A 16,896-nucleotide genomic window follows, 5' to 3' on the forward strand; every position below is an offset into this window, starting at 1 on the left:
TCTTTGAGCGCGGCCATCAGAATTTATAACCGACCATCACGCCCGCCCGCGTCATGCCATCATTCGGATCGCAGAGATCGGCATTGGAAGCGTGCTCGATCTGCCCCATCACGCTCCAGGTCTTGTTGATGCGATAGCCGAGCGCTGCATATTCACGAAATAGCACGCGGCAGCCGAGATCCGGGCCGTTGCGGTGCTGCTCGTCAATGGCGCCATCATGGATGACACCGCCAAAGCCTGCTTCGATAAAGGCCTTGGAGGAGAAGATGTCGGTCGTCCAACTGAATCCCGCATAGATCTGATTGTTGAGGCTGTCGCCACCGATTTCTCCGCCGACATGCACCCTTGGTCGAGCAAGGCTGTCGAGGAAACCGGAGGCGGAATCGCGGGAGAATGGGTCGAACAACATCGTGACTTCACCGGCGCCACCATGTTCATGGCCCTGGATTGAGGTGACGGCCCCGAAACGCAATTCGTCGAAAATAGTGTCGTCAGCAAATGCGGATTGGTTGGTAATGGTAAACAGTAAAAGGCCAGCCAAGGCTAATGCTCTTATCGAAGACAGCGCAATCATTGTTATTCAAATTCCTCGCTCGAATCCCGATGATTCGCCGAGGTTTAATTTGCCAATTTTTTCAAGCAAACGCAGTGTCAAAATCGCCACGCTGGGCATTTATCGCCGCGTGGCCGAGGCGCTGTCGCGCGGTTCAGCGTTTCATCGAAACATTAACGGCAGGCTGACGATCCGTTTGCCCAGCGCTTGACGTCGGCAGAAATACGGCCGGACAGGGGCTCGTTCATGACAGGGCCGAAGGCCTGAAGCCTGGCGGGCGTGCCTTGCGCCATGACCACCAGCAGGGGACGGATGTCGCCGCTGCCCTTGCGCACCAAGAGAATGCGCGGCTGGCCTGAATAGGAGGTCAACTCGGCATCCATGCGATAGGCTTTGAAAGCCGGATCTCCGGACTTGAACCAACAGGATGAGGCGCTGACCATCACCCGCTCCATCACGTCAAGGGCGCTTTGTGGCTTCACGGCAGCAGGCGGTGTCGGCTTGCAAGCACCCAGCATGGCGAGACCCGCAAGGGCGATCATAAAAAGTGGCTTGCGCATGAGTGAATCCGAGTCCGATTTGTAATTCAGGTCAACAACCGGTCTCAGGCTGCGGCGACGACGTCGAGAGCGGACGCAAACAGACCACGCCCATCATTGCCGCCATGGGCGGCTTCGATCAGGTTTTCCGGATGCGGCATCATGCCCAGCACATTGCCCTTGGCGTTGATAACACCGGCAATATTGTTGAGCGAGCCGTTCGGGTTGGTGCCTTCAGCATAGCGAAACACCACCTGGCCATTGCCTTCGATGGATTGCAGCGTCTCGGCATCGGCAAAATAATTGCCGTCGTGATGGGCGACCGGGCAACGGATGATCTGCCCTGCGGCATAAGCGCGGGAAAAATCCGTATCGTCATTGACGACTTCCAGCTTCACTTCGCGGCAGACAAATTTCAACGATGCATTGCGCATCAATGCGCCTGGCAGCATGCCTGCTTCCAGCAGAATCTGGAAACCGTTGCAGACGCCGAGAACCTTGACACCCTGATCCGCCTTGGCCTTGATGGCCTGCATGACGGGCATGCGCGCCGCAATGGCACCGCAACGCAGATAGTCGCCATAGGAAAAGCCGCCGGGAATGACGATGAGGTCGACATCAGGAATTTCGGTTTCCGTCTGCCAGATGGTGACGGGTGGGGTGCCGGAAATCTTGGTCAGAGCCGCGATCATATCGCGGTCACGGTTCAGGCCGGGCAGTTGAACAACGGCGGATTTCATGGCGTCGGCTCCCACTTGACTGTCTGTTCCAGACGCTGCCGGGTTGATGTTTCAATCAGGCGGCCTCTGGATCTTCTGTGATGTCATTTGCCTTGGAAAGATCGGCTTCCGTTCTTCCCAAGGCAAATTCTAAAGCATCATGCGTCTTATTAACCGCATTCCGGCTTTGTCGTCCCCGTCACCGGGAGCAGTTCGCTCAATCGATCGAGATCGCGTAATTTTCGATCACGGTATTGGCCAGCAGCTTTTCGCACATGGCTTTCAATTCTGCTTCTGCCGCAGACTTGTCGGCTGTATCGAGCGACAGGTCGAAAACCTTGCCCTGGCGGACATGGTTGACGCCACCGAAGCCCAGCGCCCCGAGCGCTCCTTCGATAGCCTTGCCTTGGGGGTCCAGAACGCCGTTTTTCAATGTAACGGTGACGCGAGCCTTAATCACGAGTGTGTCTCCAGAACTACTTGACCAGAACCGGGCCGGTGCCGCGAACGGGTTCGTTTTCATTGATGATGCCGAGACGGCGCGCCACTTCCTGATAGGCTTCCAGCAGCCCGCCCATATCGTGGCGGAACCGGTCCTTGTCCAGTTTCTCGTGGGTTTCGACGTCCCAAAGACGGCAGCTGTCGGGCGAAATCTCATCGGCCAACACGATGCGCATCATGTCACCTTCGTAGAGACGGCCGCATTCGATCTTGAAATCGACCAGCTGAATGCCGATGCCGAGGAAAAGCCCGGAAAGGAAGTCATTGACGCGAATGGCCAGCGCCATGATATCGTCCAGCTCAGCCGGATTGGCCCAGCCAAACGCGGTGATATGCTCTTCCGAGACGATCGGATCTTCCAGCGCGTCGGACTTATAATAGAATTCGATGATGGAGCGTGGGAGAACCACGCCTTCCTCGATGCCGAGACGCTTGGACAGGGAACCGGCGGCGACATTGCGCACGACGATTTCCAGCGGGATGATTTCCACTTCCTTGATCAGCTGCTCACGCATGTTGAGGCGGCGGATGAAGTGGGTGGGAATGCCGATCTTGTTCAGATGCGTGTAGACATATTCGCAGATGCGATTGTTCAACACGCCTTTGCCGTCGATAACATCATGCTTTTTCTTGTTGAAGGCTGTTGCATCATCCTTGAAAAACTGGATCAGCGTGCCCGGCTCAGGACCCTCATACAGGATCTTGGCCTTGCCTTCGTAAATACGGCGGCGACGGTTCATGACGGTTTGTCTCTATTGTTGGCGTCGCACAAGGGACGCTCTGTGTCACTGGTTGAGGCGGTCCATAAAGGAAAACGCGGCTTTTCACAATCCGGCTCTTGCCCCTTCCTTGTTTTTCTGGTGGCGCCCGGTTCGGGCGCATCCATACAGGCTTCTGCTCCCTACCGTTCAATCCCCAATGCAGACACTACCGACCATGGAGAATCGCGATCTGTCACAGCAGCCCAGGATATTATCTTTAGCACAGCGGTGCCGAACCACGAAATCCATGGCCAGAGAAAGCCATGGATAAGTCAGTCCTCGGCGGAAAGCTTGCTGAGAAACTGGGCAAAAACCATGGTGCCTTCGGGCCAGGGACCATGACCGGACTCGGCATTGAGATGACCTGCCTCGCCTGCATCGACGACAAGGCCTCCCCAAGCCTTTGCAATATCCTCGGCATGGTCATAGGTGCCAAACGGATCGTTGCGGCTGGCGACGATCAATGTGGGAAAAGGCAGGGGCGTACGGGGATAGGGACCGAACGTCATCAGGTGTCGGGGCCGAATTGCTGAATTGGCCACGTCCGGCGGCGCCACCAGAAAGGCGCCAGCCACCTTGCGCTGAAAATGCGGCACGGCATGCACGATCGTCGGCACACCCAGCGAGTGGCCCACCAGCACGACTGGTTTTTCGGCGCGGTTGACCTCTTCAACCAGCCGCTTCACCCAATCCTCCCGGACAGGCTTTGCCCATTCGGCCTGCTCAACGCGACGGGCGGTGGACAATTTGCCCTCCCAACGGCTTTGCCAATGGTCCGGCCCGGAATTGGTATAGCCGGGGACGATCAAAATTTCTGCTTGCGATGCCTTCATGCCGCTTATCTGCGATCCGTAGCGCCTTGCGTCAAGAGTGTGAGCGCGGCAACGACAAAAGAAAATGGTTTGTCTTGCCTACCAATATTGACGCCAACCCGCTGAGGGGATTACCTTGCCCAGCATATTCTGGGAGGAATTCATGTCAATATTTGCTTTGCGGAGTGCCGTGGTTACGGCTCTGCTGTTTCCGTCATTGATGTATGCATCTGGCGCCTATGCCGCCGGCACATGCGGCGATATCCGCAACACCGGCGGGCACCCGCCCGAATTGACCATAGCTGAGGCAAAATCCGTTCCCGGCAATGCCGAGATGCCGCGCAGCCATTGCCTGGTCCAGGGGGAGTTGTCGGCTCACCAGGGCATTGACGGTAGAGCCTATGCCATCCACTTCGAAATGCGGCTCCCGGACGATTGGAATGGCCGTTTCGTCCATCAGTTCAACGGAGGCAATGACGGCAAGGTCCTGGCCGCCACCGGCCCGTTGCTTGGCGGCAACAAGGCGGACAATGCGCTCAGCCGTGGCTATGCGGTGGTCTCCAGCGATGCTGGTCATGACGAGGCGGCGTTTTCCGATAAGGGGCTTGCCGGTTCAGCTGCCTTTGGCTTCGACCCGGTCGCCCGCCAGGATTATGGTTATGGTGCCGTCGCCAAGCTCAACCCATTGGCCATGCGGCTGGTGGAACAGTATTATGGACAAAAGATCGCCTTTCGCTACGGCATCGGTGGCTCGAATGGTGGCCGCCACGCGCTGATGGCCGCCACGCGACTGCCGGAGCAATTCGATGGTCTGCTGGTTGGTTATCCCGGCTTCAATCTGCCGAAGGCTGCCCTTCAGCATGCCTGGGACGTGCAGGCCTGGGCCAAGGTCGATCAGGATATCGCCAAAGCCTTTTCTCCCGCCGATATGGCGGTTCTGGCCAAGGGCATCCTTTCCGCCTGTGATGCCTTGGACGGTCGGGTCGATGGCGTTGTCGGCAATGCGGATGCCTGCCAGAGCCGTTTCAATATCAAGACCCTGGCCTGCAAGACTGAGAAGCAGCCTGATTGCCTTAGCCAGGACCAGATCACCGCCCTTCGCACCAGTCACGCAGGCCCGAGAAACAGCAAGGGCCATGCGCTGTACAGCAATTGGGATTGGGACCCGGGCATGGGGTCGGCCAATTGGCGTCTTTGGAAATTGCAAAGCCCTGTTGCAGCCTGGGGCGGCAAACCAATCATTGCTGTGATGGGCGCGGGTTCGCTGGCTCAGATCTTCACCACGCCGCCCGTGCCGGTCAACGGAACGCCGGAGGACCTGCAAAAGTTTTTGCTCGGCTTCGATTTCGACCGGGATGCGCCGAAGATTTTTGCAAAATCAGGACCGTTCACGGAATCTGCCGCAGATTTCATGATTCCGCCTGATAGCGCCAATCCGCGTTTGAAGGCATTTAAAGATGCGGGCCATAAGATGATTGTTTTTCATGGCAATGCCGATCCGGTATTTTCAGTGCTCGATACGGTCAAATGGTATCGCAAACTCGACAGCAATAATGGTCGCAAGGCGGGGGATTTCGTCAAATTCTACCGTATTCCTGGCATGCCACATGGGGCGGGTGGCCCCTCATATGACGATTTTGATTTCTTCACACCGCTTGTCGCCTGGGTAGAAAAGGGCGCGGCACCCGGTCCGGTATCCGCAGGGATCACCAAGGACAACAAGGATGGCGCAGCACTGACGCCGGGGCGCTATCTTTACTGCCCCTATCCCCTGGTTGCGCATTACGATAAAGCCGCTGCTGGCTCGGATTCCATCCACTTCAAATGCCGCTAAGACAAATGAGCAGCATCTGATCGGGGAGCCAGTTTCCCCTTTTCGGGCCGGTGGCGGTTTTGTTATGAAGGCATCGCGCATTTTCACATGCGCGATGCCTTCATGCTTTTAAATCATGCCGTCGCCCATTCTTGTCGAGATTTTACGTGACTTGCATTGCACATATGAGTAGATTTTCATGGTCTGTCTTATGTTGTTTGTTGCAAAAAACAATCAGTAGATGATATATTTTAAAATAAACTAATAGATAGAATCTTCGATCCGTAAACCAGTTTGTTTTTGTAGTTGTATTTCCGATTTTTAGGTTGATTTTTGTCTGTGCCGGAGAAATTGGCTCGAATATCATTTGCCAATGGATTTTTAGTGAGCGACAGGCGATAATTGTAAATATTATTTAAGGCCGACGGGTGCAGAAATACTTCTTCTCCGCAGGGGTGGGGCGTGACAAGGCAACCGTTTTTTGGGTTAACATCTCTTGGTTTTACTCTTCAACATTCCAACGCTGATGATCTGCCTACTGGTCGGATGGACCTTGAATTCTGTCCTGATGAGCATCAGCTGGTTTTTCGACCGTAAATCCAACCAGTTGGGTCTATGGAGTATCGGTTTTTGGTGTGTTTCAATCGGTACATGCTTGCAGGCTTTGCGCGGTATCGTTCCTGAATCTCTTGGTATCGGCGCTGGTGGAGCACTGGTGCTTCTTGGATCCGGATTGGTGTGGGTTGGGTTTCGGATCTTCGATGGATTTTCCCGTTCCCGTTGGTTTGTGGTCGCAATAACTGCGATTTGGCTCCTCTGCTATTTTGGAGTGAATGTTTTTTCCGCCAATCCGGACTACAGAATTGTCCTCTACACGATTTTGACCGTTATGCAGATCGGCGCTTTAGCCGCCTCGATTTGGTCCGGTTGGAAGAGCGACCGTTTTCCAGTCCGCCTGGTCATTATCTTCATGCTACTGTCCTATGGCTTTGTCATGTTGCTGCGCATTCCTCTGGTGATGATCTGGCCGGTCACAGAGATTGGCGGTGTTGCCCAAACACCATGGGTGCCGGTCGTTACCTTTATTTTATACGTCAACAGCCTTGGGCTGGGGATCGGCATTTTTGCGCTCAGCAGCCATCGAAGCCTCATGCAGTATAAGCATGCCTCCGAGATCGACATGCTGACCGGCGTTCTCAATCGCCGCGCTTTCTATGAGCGCGCCCAGTCACGAATGCTCAAGAGTGCTGGTGTGCTGGCGCTGATCGATCTTGATCATTTCAAATGTATCAATGATGCGCATGGACATGCAGGAGGGGACGCAGCCTTGTGCGCCTTCGGGAAAACGATGATCGAGCAACTCGATGCGAACATGGTGTTTGGCCGGCTCGGCGGAGAAGAATTTGCTTTGTTCATGCCGCAAATGACGGGTGATGAAGCGCTGGCCTTTTGCGATGGGCTGCGGCAATCCGTTGCCCGGCTCACCACACCGTGGCGTGACGCGACGATCACCATGACCATCAGTATCGGCATGCATGAGGTGGCCAAAGCCGGCGCGGATCTTGACGCGGTGTCTCTTCGGGCGGATGCAGCACTTTACCGGGCTAAGGACCAGGGACGGAATCGTTGTATTTTGAGCCCTGCGGAGGACGTCGTGGTGCAGAAACCGGAGGAGGGGATGGCGGCCGTCATCGCGCTAATCGGTGCTAAACCAGCGGCGGTACCTGAACTATCGTAATGTTTGAAAAGTGCTGGTAATGGGAATGCCAAGCGCCATCTTGGAGGGCGCTTGGCAAATTCTTGTTAATCAGAGGTCCGATGTGTCAACCGGATCTGAAAATCTGAGTTATGCGTTGGACGCAGCCTGGGCTTCGGTATCGATTTCGCTCGCACGGCGATAGGCGTCACGATCGGTCATCCGGGCGATGTAATCGGTAAAGACCGGACGTGATGGCACGCTGTTGACTCTCAGTGAGAACGACAGATGCGATGCGAGATAGAGATCGGCAGCGCTAAAGCTTTCGCCAGCGATATACGGGCTTGCGGAAATTGCAGAAGCAACCACATCCATCATGGTATCGATACTGCCGTAGCCAACCATGCCACGGCGCTCATCGGGGACGGCGAAGCCACAAGCCTGACCGATGACGGCGGCTTCCACCGGACCGGCAGTGAAGAACAGCCAGCGATAATAGCTGCCGCGGTTGCCAAGATCTGGGGCAAGGCCCGCTTCAGGAAAGGCATCGGCCAGATAGGCCAGAATGGCTGGCGTTTCCGTCACCACCGTTTTGCCGTGGCGGATAGCCGGAACCTTGCCCAGCGGGTTGATGGTGGTGTAGTCAGCCGCCTTCATCGCGGGACCATAGGCGACCAATTCGGTCTGATAGGGTTGGCCGATCTCCTCCAGCATCCAGCGAACGATGCGCCCTCTGGACATAGGATTGGTGTATAAAACGACTTGCTCGGTCATGGTGCTCTCTTCCCCAAAAATGCATAGAATACGATGGTTTGACGATGCGCACGCATCATCGCCTGACATTACAGCGCCGTGCGTTTTATAAAACGCACGGCGCTGTAATACTTTAATTCCGCTGCATAATTTTCTCGTTAAATCGATTCCGATTTAAGGAATTATGCAGCAGTCGGATGGCCATTTTCATTGGCTCTCCCAATAAAGCGAAAACCCGGCGCGATGGCCGGGTTTTGCAAAACGTGAGATGTCTCAGGCAGCCATTGCAGCCCGAAGATTTTCATCAACCTTGTCGAGGAAGGCGGTGGTTGACAGCCACGGCTGGTCGGGACCGATCAGCAGCGCCAGATCCTTGGTCATGTAGCCGGCTTCAACCGTGTCCACGCAGACCTTTTCAAGGGTGAGGGCGAACTTGGCCAGATCGGCATTGTCGTCCAGCTTGGCGCGGTGCGCGAGGCCACGGGTCCAGGCAAAGATCGAGGCGATGGAATTGGTCGAGGTTTCCTGGCCCTTCTGATGCTGGCGATAGTGACGGGTCACGGTGCCGTGGGCGGCTTCGGCTTCTACCGTGCGCCCATCCGGAGACAGCAGAACCGAGGTCATCAGGCCGAGCGAGCCGAAGCCCTGGGCAACCGTGTCCGACTGGACGTCGCCGTCATAGTTCTTGCAGGCCCAGATATAGCCGCCGGACCATTTCAGCGCAGAGGCAACCATGTCGTCGATCAGGCGATGCTCGTAGGTAATGCCAGCGGCGTCGAACTGGGCCTTGAATTCGGCCTGATAGACTTCCTCGAAAATATCCTTGAAGCGGCCGTCATAGGCCTTCAAAATGGTGTTCTTGGTGGACAGGTAGACTGGCCATTTGCGCATCAGGCCGTAGTTCATCGAAGCGCGGGCGAAATCGCGAATCGAATCATCCAGGTTGTACATGGCCATGGCCACACCGGCGGACGGTGCATCGAACACGTCCTTCTCGATGACCTGGCCGTCTTCGCCGACGAACTTGATGGTCAGCTTGCCCTTGCCGGGGAATTTGAAATCGGTTGCCTTATACTGGTCGCCGAAGGCATGGCGACCGACGACGATCGGCTGGGTCCAGCCGGGGACGAGACGGGGTACGTTCTTGCAGATGATCGGCTCGCGGAAAATAACGCCGCCGAGGATGTTGCGGATCGTGCCGTTCGGGCTTTTCCACATTTCCTTCAGGTTGAATTCCTTCACGCGGGCTTCGTCTGGTGTGATGGTGGCGCATTTGATGCCGACGCCGTGCTTTTTGATCGCGTGGGCGGAATCGATCGTCACCTGGTCATTGGTTGCATCGCGGTTTTCTACCGAGAGGTCGTAGTATTCAATCTCGAGATCGAGATAGGGAAGGATCAGCTTTTCCTTGATGAACTGCCAGATGATACGGGTCATTTCATCGCCGTCGAGATCGACGACCGGGTTGGCAACCTTGATCTTTTGCATAAGTCTTCCTCATCGATAGGGCGGCTTTAATTCGACCGCGTCTCTGTCCATATGACCGGAGTTGCCTATAGCATTCTCGCAAGCCAAGGCAAACAGGAAGCCGCGTGTGGACTTCATTTTAGCTTGAGCGCGCTTTGCCTTCCGCCTCTTGCATTTTGGGCTGTTTATGCCCATGCAGACGTAAATTTGCAGGGTTGAATGAATTATTGCAGGAAAGGCGCCATGGCAGGCACGAACAGCGAGCGCGAGCTTATCGCCGAGGGACCAGCGATTATTCTGGTGGAACCGCAATTGGGCGAGAATATCGGCATGGTGGCCCGTGCCATGGCGAATTTCGGGCTGGCGGAGCTGCGTCTGGTCAATCCGCGTGATGGCTGGCCCTCGGAAAAAGCCCGGTCCGCCGCATCCAAGGCCGATCATGTCATTGATGGCGCCAAGCTTTACGATACGCTCGAGGAAGCACTGGCCGATCTGAATTTCGTCTATGCGACCACGGCGCGCCAACGGGACAATTTCAAGCCCGTGGCCTCGCCGGTGACGGCGGCCTCAACTTTGCGAACTCGGTTTCTGGCTGGTGAAAAAACCGGAATTCTTTTTGGGCGTGAAAAATCCGGTCTGAAGAATGAGGATGTGGCTCTGGCCGATGAAATCGTCACCTTTCCGGTCAATCCCGCTTTCGCGTCGCTGAACATCGCTCAGGCTGTGCTGCTGATGTCTTATGAGTGGATGAAATCCACCATGGAGGACGTTACCCAGACGCCGTTTCAGGGTGTCGATCAGATGCCTGCCAGCAAGGAGGAAGTTATCGGCCTGTTCGAGCATATGGAGGATGCGCTCGATGCCAGGGGATATTTCCGCCCGATCCATAAAAAAGCACGAATGATCGACAATCTGCGCGCCGTGCTGACGCGACGTGGTTTCACTTCACCGGAAATCAATGTCATGCGTGGCGTGGTCTCGTCACTCGACCGCTTCTCCCGCCGCAATCCGCGCGGCGCTGGAGCGCCTCTGGAGGGCGATGCAGTGGACGGTATTGAGAGGGACGAAGCTGATGGTAGCGGGCATGAACGAGACCAGGACTAAATTAAAACCGATTCTGGTCTTTGATTCCGGTATTGGCGGCTTGACCGTTTTGCGTGAAGCCCGGGTGCTGATGCCGGAGCGCGGCTTTATCTATATCGCCGACGACGCCGGTTTCCCCTATGGCAACTGGGAGGAGGAGCCGCTCAAAGCGCGGATCGTCTCGTTGTTTGCCAATCTTCTGGCACAGTATGATCCTGAAGCGGTGATCGTTGCCTGTAGCACGGCCTTCACGCTGGCTGGTGCCGCGCTGCGCGAAGCCTTTCCCGGCATGCGCTTCATCGGCACCGTACCGGCCATCAAGCCTGCTGCCGAGCGCAGCCGGTCCGGCCTGATTTCCGTGCTGGCAACCCCTGGCACCGTCAAGCGCGCCTATACCCGCGATCTGATTCAGTCCTTTGCCAGCCAGTGCGAGGTTAACCTCGTCGGGTCTCAACATCTGGCCCGGCTGGCCGAAGCCTATATTCGCGGTGAACCGATAGAAGACGCGGTGCTGAAGGCGGAGATCGCGCCGTGTTTCATCGAAAAACAAGGTGCGAAGACTGATATTGTCGTGCTCGCCTGTACCCATTATCCGTTTCTTGCCAATGTCTTCCGCAAGCTGGCTCCCTGGCCGGTGGATTGGCTTGACCCCGCGGAAGCCATTGCTCGCCAGGCGCGGCGTCTGGTGCCTGATGTGGGCGAGGGCGCGCATTCGGACGATTACGATTTCGCGGTCTTTACGTCAGGCCAGCCGGTCTTTTCCACCCACCGGCTGATGCAGGGTTTTGGTTTGCGCGTGGCAGCAGGCTGACGTTTATTACGGAAATAGCCAGAAGATAAATTATCGCGTTCGCGCGTGTAGGCTCTCGGTGAGTTGTTCGACCAGGCAGGCAAGCTGTCGCAGACATTCGTCCCAGGCCAATTGGACCCCTTCCTGCGATACAGTGTCTGGTATGCCGGACTGAACGAGTGTCAGTGCCGTTCCCTTTACTGTCGGTTTCAGCTGGATAATGGTCTCGACTCGCGCAGTCCAGAATGGGTCATCCATTCTTTCCGTGTAGCGAATACGCTCGTTGAGAACCAATTCGTTGAACTCTCCGATCATCACATAACTTAAATCTGACGCGGTGCTGATAAAGCGTATCCTGTAACCGCCACCCTCGCGTCCATCGAAATGAAGCGGTTGGCAGGTAAAGTCCTTCCTCTGCATCCATTGCACGACGGACTGCTCGTCAAGAAACGCTTTATAGACGCGACTGATCGGAGCCTGGATGAGTTTATCAACGCGAATGGAAAATGCCATTCCGAGACCTTTCGCGCCCAAAGGGCTATAGGTGTTCGTAAAAACAGTAGATATTCAAGGTTGTTTCATCATTTTAGAAGTGGATGCACTTTAAACCGCAGCCGTCCTGTATTGAGGCGATCTTTATAGGACGCCATGCGGGGGTCAACTATCTAAAGATTTCAAACTATATTTTTTTGTTATTTCGGTTCGCGCGAAATGTGATGCCGGGACTAAGTCGCTAAAGTAGAATTGGTTGGAAGTGGATTTTAATTCTCCAGATAAAAACTATTGAGCATTCAACGTGTTATTGTGGATTTGATAAAATCGGACCTGCTTGAAGAACACCATTATCTGGGGAATACACAACCCTACAATAATACGGGAAGCGCCGTGGCATGGTGGGGAAAACACCAAAAATGCGTCATCGGTTTCAAATAATCATAGTCAACATGGTCTTTACGGGGCTCGTCCAGCGGTTGTTTTTCTTGATAAATGTCAGTTGTTCACGGCAAACCCTGTGTGTATCTCTTCGGAGATTGGCTTTTGATGGCGACTTCGATTTTTGTCCGGTTCAATCAGCACCTTATATCAAGGTTGCTCATGCTCGCGCACTCTTGCCTTGCAGATGGTACAAAATCCCTCAACCCCCTGAGGCGTCGAGATTTTCAGGCCTCGATATCCTCTGTCTTCTCGCATGATCTGCCTTTTTCAGCAAAACTTACGGTCGCGTATTCCCGACCACCTTCCATCCATCGAAATTGTTGCGAGCCATTTGGAATGCGGCAACGACTTGTGCTACAGATTTTATCCCGCCGCCATCCATGCGGCTCCTAAGAGATTTGAAACAGCTTGTTTGCCGAAATCGTCATTGTTGTCCTGCTCACCATCTTGAACGGCGTATTGGCAATGTCCGAACTGGCGGTCGTCTCCGCCCGTCCGGCGCGTCTGAGAGTTCTGGCCGAAGCCGGTCATCGCGGTTCTGCCGTTGCCATCCGGTTGGCCGAAAATCCCGGTCGGTTTTTGTCGACCGTGCAGATCGGTATTACCCTTGTCGGCGTTCTGTCCGGCGCGTTTTCAGGAGCGACCCTGGGGGCTCGATTGACCCAGTGGCTTTTGTTGCAAGGGATGTCAGAGGCCCTGGCCAGCACGCTCGGCGTCGGCTGCGTCGTGGTTGGTATCACCTACCTGTCGCTGATTGTCGGTGAGCTGGTCCCCAAGCAGATCGCGCTGAGAAACCCTGAAATGGTCGCCTCGCGTATGGCAGGCGCCATGTTGATCCTGTCCAAGGTTTCGCTGCCGCTGGTCTGGCTGCTGGATGGCTCGGGGCGGGCTGTCCTGTCGCTGCTCGGCCAGAAGGGTGCCTCCTCTGGCACCGTGACCGATGAGGAAATCAAGACGGTTCTGGCCGAAGCACAAAGTGCTGGCGTCATCGAATCGGAAGAATCACAGATGATTTCAGGCGTCATGCGCCTGGCGGATCGCACGGCGCGTGGCCTGATGACACCGCGCCGCGATGTCGAACTGATCAGCGTCGATGACACGATTGAGGAAATTCGCGAGACATTGCGTAAAAGCCAGCATTCCCGGCTGCCGGTGCGCAACGGCAATTCCGACGAAATCGTCGGGGTCATGCTGGTGAAAAACTTTTACGATGCCTTGGCCAATGGCGGCACGGTCGACATTCGCTCGATTATCAGCGATGTGCCAATCGTATCCGATCTGGCCGGTGCCATCGATATCATCCAGTCGATCCGCAAGACGGTTCTGCATATGGTGCTGGTCTATGACGAATACGGCCATTTCGAAGGTATTATCACCTCAGGCGATATTCTGGAGGCGATTACCGGTGCCTATCAGGAGGAGGGCGAGGAAGAGCCGGCTCTGCTGATGCGTGAAGACGGTTCCTATCTGGTGGCCGGTTGGACACCGATCGACGAGTTCATCGAGCATATCCGTGTGCCCGTGGATGACGATCCGGATTTTACCACCGTCGCAGGCTATGTGCTGGATGAGTTGAAACGTATTCCGGCGCTAGGCGAAAGCTTCGTCAAGAATGGCTGGAAATTCGAAGTCGTCGATCTGGATGGGCGGCGCATTGACAAGCTGCTGGTCTCGCCGGTCCTGGCAGACGATCCGGATTGATTTCATCCGCGATTGCCTGTGGGTTTCAACGAGAAGACACAGGCATCTTCTTTTACTTTCTGTTAGGAAACACGGATTGAACAACGTGGCTGCATCCTGCTCCAGGAATGCGCCACCATTCCATCATGAGGGTTTATAAAGGTGCAGGTCGGGATCGATATGGGAACAGTGGCGGGTGGCCAACCTGCCAGGCTCGATATCGAGGAGCTGCTGGCAACCCGTCTTCTTGTGCAGGGCAATTCCGGTTCCGGCAAATCGCATCTTCTGCGGCGTCTGCTGGAGCAATCCGCCCAATGGGTGCAGCAGGTGATCATCGATCCCGAAGGGGATTTCGTGACGCTCTCGGAAAAATACGGCCATCTGGTCGTAGACGGGGAGCGCAGCGATGCCGAATTGATCGGCATTGCCAACCGCATCCGCCAGCATCGCGTTTCCTGCGTGCTGACGCTGGAAGGGTTGGATATCGAGCAGCAGATGCGTGCAGCCGGTGTATTTCTGAACGGCCTGTTTGATGCCGAGCGCGAGTATTGGTATCCGGTGCTGGTCGTAGTCGATGAGGCGCAGATGTTTGCCCCCTCGGTCGGCGGCGATGTCTCGGAAGACGCCCGCAAACTGTCGCTGGGCGCCATGACCAATCTGATGTGCCGTGGCCGAAAGCGTGGCTTGGCAGGTGTGATCGCTACGCAGCGTTTGGCAAAGCTTGCCAAGAATGTCGCAGCTGAAGCCTCCAACTTCCTGATGGGCCGCACCTTTCTCGATATCGATATGGCGCGTGCCGCCGATCTTCTCGGTATGGATCGCCGCCAGGCGGAAATGTTCCGCGACCTGAAGCGCGGCAACTTCGTCGCCCTTGGCCCGGCGTTGTCGCGCCGTCCTTTGCCCATCGTGATCGGCGATGTGGAGACCTCGGCGCGTTCCTCCAGTCCGAAGCTGATGCCCTTGCCAGATGCGCCGCAGGACGTGGAAGATCTGATCTTCACGCCGGATCCCGAAGAGTTTACCCGCCCGCTCGTTCGCCGTGCGCCGCCGGCCCCGCGTCCGACCACCGATATTCTGGCCGAACTGGCCCGTGCAACGCCGGTGAATGTCGAGGATGTCGCTCCACAGAGATCGTCACAGCCGGAAATCACCGCCGAGGAACGCGAGGAGCGGATGGCGGCGGTGCTGGCAGAAATTCTCGATGATCCACAGGCGGCCTATCGCACCGATTCCGTTCTCTATCAGGAATTTCTGGTTCGAGCCCGTATGCGCCGGGTCGGCGGTCCACCGATGGCGATGGGTGAGTTTCGCCGCCGCGTCGCGGTGGCGCGGGCCGATGTCGATGACGAAACGGCGTCTTCTGACCGCTGGCAGGAGGCGCTGTCTTTATCAACGCGGGTTTCGGATGACCTGCAGGGCGTTTTCCTGCTGATTGCCAAGGCGGCCATCCGGTCCGAGCCTTGCCCTTCCGATTTGCGGATCGCCCGAGCCTATGGCACCCATTCCGCCCGCCGTGCCCGTCGGTTGCTTGGCTATTTCGAGGAGCAGGGCATGGTCGTGGTGCATACGGATTTTTCCGGAAAGCGCATCGTTGCCTTCCCCGATCTGGAATCAGAAACCAAGCCGGGTGATCCGAATGCAGCCGATATGCCGGATAGCCGCACTGCTGCGGAATAGAGTTTAGCCACGGTTTTAAACCTGGAGCCTTGCTGACTGGCCAAGTTGTGCCGCAATGGCTGCCCATGATGGTTTGATGACCAAGTTTCCCCTAGCCCTCCGACGGAGGCATGTCCTGAGCCTTGCTTCTTTGAGTTTCCTGGGTCTCGCGACATCAGGGCAAGCCGCATCCCTGGCGCCCGGTGAAGTGCCGCTCTGGCCGGGCCGAGCGCCGGGCGGTGGGGGGCCTCGGCTTGGCAGGCGGACCATTCACAAGGCAGCATTGCTGCGGATCGCCACGCCAACCCTGCGGATGGTCCGTCCGCAAACTCCAAATGGTACAGCCGTGCTGATTGCACCCGGCGGCGGCTATCATTTCGTTGAGGAGCGTAAGGAGGGCGAAGCCGCCGCGCAGTGGCTGGCCGCCCGTGGCGTTACCGCCTTCATTCTCACCTACCGTCTTCCGGGCGAAGGCTGGTTCGTCGGCCCGCGTGCGCCATTGCAGGATGCCCAGCGGGCCTTGCGGCTGATCCGGGCGCAGGGTGATGTGCTTGGCCTCGACCCTCAGAAAATTGGCAGTATGGGATTTTCCGCCGGTGGGCATTTGATGGGCATGCTATCGACCCGCTTTGCCGAGCCGATCTATTCCTCGGTGGATAATGCCGATACGCTGTCGGCAAGGCCGGATTTCACCCTGCTGGCCTATCCGGTCATCACCCTGAAGGCTCCCTATAATCATACATGGACCCGGGTTGAGATGGTCGGCAAACATCCAAGCGATGCCGATGTTGCGGCCTGGTCGGTGGAAACCCATGTCAACTCCACTTGCCCGCCGGTCTTTCTGGCCCATGCCAAGGACGATCCGGTTGCCAATATTGAACACTCCAGGCTGATGCAGGCGGCTTGCCGCAAGGCTGGTGTTTCCGCCGATCTGGTCGAACTTGAGCAGGGCGGTCACGGCTTTGCCATGGGCGAAGGGAGCATGAGGAAAACGCCCAGGCCGCCGGTGCTCTGGACACCGGCGCTTGAGGCATGGATGCGGGGCCGCAATCTGGTTTGATCAGCATCGTACCGAAAAGTGGAACCCGGTTTTCGGGTAATACGATGCGAAAAGAAGATCATCGTACCGAAAAGTGG

At 56.3% G+C, this 16,896-nt stretch carries 16 protein-coding genes; 7 read left to right on the forward strand and 9 right to left on the reverse strand.

Features of this window, described 5'->3' with window-relative positions:
- Nucleotides 1-16 precede the first annotated feature (16 nt).
- The 6 genes from FS819_RS05860 to FS819_RS05885 form a co-directional block, all read right to left on the reverse strand.
- The gene (locus FS819_RS05860; RefSeq protein WP_156550657.1) at nucleotides 17-574 is read right to left on the reverse strand and encodes an acyloxyacyl hydrolase; all 558 of its coding nucleotides are present in this window, start codon (nucleotides 572-574) and stop codon (nucleotides 17-19) included.
- 152 nt (nucleotides 575-726) lie between these two features.
- Entirely contained in the window at nucleotides 727-1,113 is a 387-nt protein-coding gene (locus tag FS819_RS05865) for a hypothetical protein (RefSeq protein WP_070167150.1), read from the reverse strand.
- A 44-nt stretch (nucleotides 1,114-1,157) separates the two neighbouring features.
- Nucleotides 1,158-1,832, reverse strand: a complete 675-nt coding sequence (gene purQ / locus FS819_RS05870; protein WP_156550656.1) for a phosphoribosylformylglycinamidine synthase subunit PurQ — start codon at nucleotides 1,830-1,832, stop codon at nucleotides 1,158-1,160.
- A gap of 196 nt (nucleotides 1,833-2,028) precedes the next feature.
- Nucleotides 2,029-2,271, reverse strand: coding sequence for a phosphoribosylformylglycinamidine synthase subunit PurS (gene purS, locus FS819_RS05875; RefSeq protein WP_194416910.1), 243 nt, complete (start codon nucleotides 2,269-2,271; stop codon nucleotides 2,029-2,031).
- A gap of 16 nt (nucleotides 2,272-2,287) precedes the next feature.
- Nucleotides 2,288-3,052 carry a phosphoribosylaminoimidazolesuccinocarboxamide synthase gene (gene purC, locus FS819_RS05880; protein ID WP_015915788.1) on the reverse strand — a complete coding sequence of 255 codons (765 nt, stop codon included), beginning with the start codon at nucleotides 3,050-3,052 and terminating at the stop codon, nucleotides 2,288-2,290.
- A 293-nt stretch (nucleotides 3,053-3,345) separates the two neighbouring features.
- On the reverse strand, nucleotides 3,346-3,906 hold the full coding sequence (locus tag FS819_RS05885) for an RBBP9/YdeN family alpha/beta hydrolase (protein WP_015915789.1): 561 nt from the start codon (nucleotides 3,904-3,906) through the stop codon (nucleotides 3,346-3,348).
- A 142-nt stretch (nucleotides 3,907-4,048) separates the two neighbouring features.
- Here FS819_RS05885 and FS819_RS05890 point away from each other — a divergent pair, with 142 nt between their 5' ends.
- On the forward strand, nucleotides 4,049-5,719 hold the full coding sequence (locus FS819_RS05890) for a tannase/feruloyl esterase family alpha/beta hydrolase (RefSeq protein WP_156550655.1): 1,671 nt from the start codon (nucleotides 4,049-4,051) through the stop codon (nucleotides 5,717-5,719).
- A gap of 547 nt (nucleotides 5,720-6,266) precedes the next feature.
- The gene (locus tag FS819_RS05895; RefSeq protein ID WP_197434207.1) at nucleotides 6,267-7,436 is read left to right on the forward strand and encodes a GGDEF domain-containing protein; all 1,170 of its coding nucleotides are present in this window, start codon (nucleotides 6,267-6,269) and stop codon (nucleotides 7,434-7,436) included.
- A gap of 108 nt (nucleotides 7,437-7,544) precedes the next feature.
- On the opposite strand, the gene FS819_RS05900 is transcribed toward FS819_RS05895, so the two are convergent.
- Both FS819_RS05900 and FS819_RS05905 read right to left on the reverse strand, forming a co-directional pair.
- On the reverse strand, nucleotides 7,545-8,168 hold the full coding sequence (locus tag FS819_RS05900; RefSeq protein ID WP_156550653.1) for a glutathione S-transferase family protein: 624 nt from the start codon (nucleotides 8,166-8,168) through the stop codon (nucleotides 7,545-7,547).
- A gap of 252 nt (nucleotides 8,169-8,420) precedes the next feature.
- Complete coding sequence (locus FS819_RS05905) at nucleotides 8,421-9,635, reverse strand: NADP-dependent isocitrate dehydrogenase (protein ID WP_156550652.1); 1,215 nt, start codon at nucleotides 9,633-9,635, stop codon at nucleotides 8,421-8,423.
- A gap of 222 nt (nucleotides 9,636-9,857) precedes the next feature.
- Between FS819_RS05905 and FS819_RS05910 the strand changes: the two genes are divergently transcribed.
- Together FS819_RS05910 and murI are read left to right on the forward strand one after the other, a co-directional pair.
- Nucleotides 9,858-10,718 (forward strand): RNA methyltransferase, encoded by an 861-nt coding sequence (locus FS819_RS05910; protein WP_156629836.1) that lies wholly within the window; start codon nucleotides 9,858-9,860, stop codon nucleotides 10,716-10,718.
- Nucleotides 10,687-11,508 (forward strand): glutamate racemase, encoded by an 822-nt coding sequence (murI, locus tag FS819_RS05915; RefSeq protein WP_156550650.1) that lies wholly within the window; start codon nucleotides 10,687-10,689, stop codon nucleotides 11,506-11,508. The genes FS819_RS05910 and murI overlap by 32 nt, the downstream gene beginning before the upstream one ends.
- Before the next feature lie 30 nt (nucleotides 11,509-11,538).
- On the opposite strand, the gene FS819_RS05920 is transcribed toward murI, so the two are convergent.
- The gene (locus FS819_RS05920) at nucleotides 11,539-12,000 is read right to left on the reverse strand and encodes an SRPBCC family protein (protein WP_070150323.1); all 462 of its coding nucleotides are present in this window, start codon (nucleotides 11,998-12,000) and stop codon (nucleotides 11,539-11,541) included.
- 831 nt (nucleotides 12,001-12,831) lie between these two features.
- Between FS819_RS05920 and FS819_RS05925 the strand changes: the two genes are divergently transcribed.
- The 3 genes from FS819_RS05925 (at nucleotide 12,832) to FS819_RS05935 (ending at nucleotide 16,819) form a co-directional block, all read left to right on the forward strand.
- Nucleotides 12,832-14,124, forward strand: coding sequence for a hemolysin family protein (locus FS819_RS05925; protein WP_070167139.1), 1,293 nt, complete (start codon nucleotides 12,832-12,834; stop codon nucleotides 14,122-14,124).
- A gap of 141 nt (nucleotides 14,125-14,265) precedes the next feature.
- The gene (locus tag FS819_RS05930) at nucleotides 14,266-15,780 is read left to right on the forward strand and encodes a helicase HerA domain-containing protein (RefSeq protein WP_234624891.1); all 1,515 of its coding nucleotides are present in this window, start codon (nucleotides 14,266-14,268) and stop codon (nucleotides 15,778-15,780) included.
- Nucleotides 15,781-15,856: 76 nt separating this feature from the next.
- Complete coding sequence (locus FS819_RS05935; protein ID WP_234624890.1) at nucleotides 15,857-16,819, forward strand: alpha/beta hydrolase; 963 nt, start codon at nucleotides 15,857-15,859, stop codon at nucleotides 16,817-16,819.
- Nucleotides 16,820-16,896 lie beyond the last annotated feature (77 nt).

This window comes from Allorhizobium sp. Av2 (assembly GCF_021462805.2).
Lineage (GTDB): Bacteria > Pseudomonadota > Alphaproteobacteria > Rhizobiales > Rhizobiaceae > Allorhizobium > Allorhizobium vitis_G.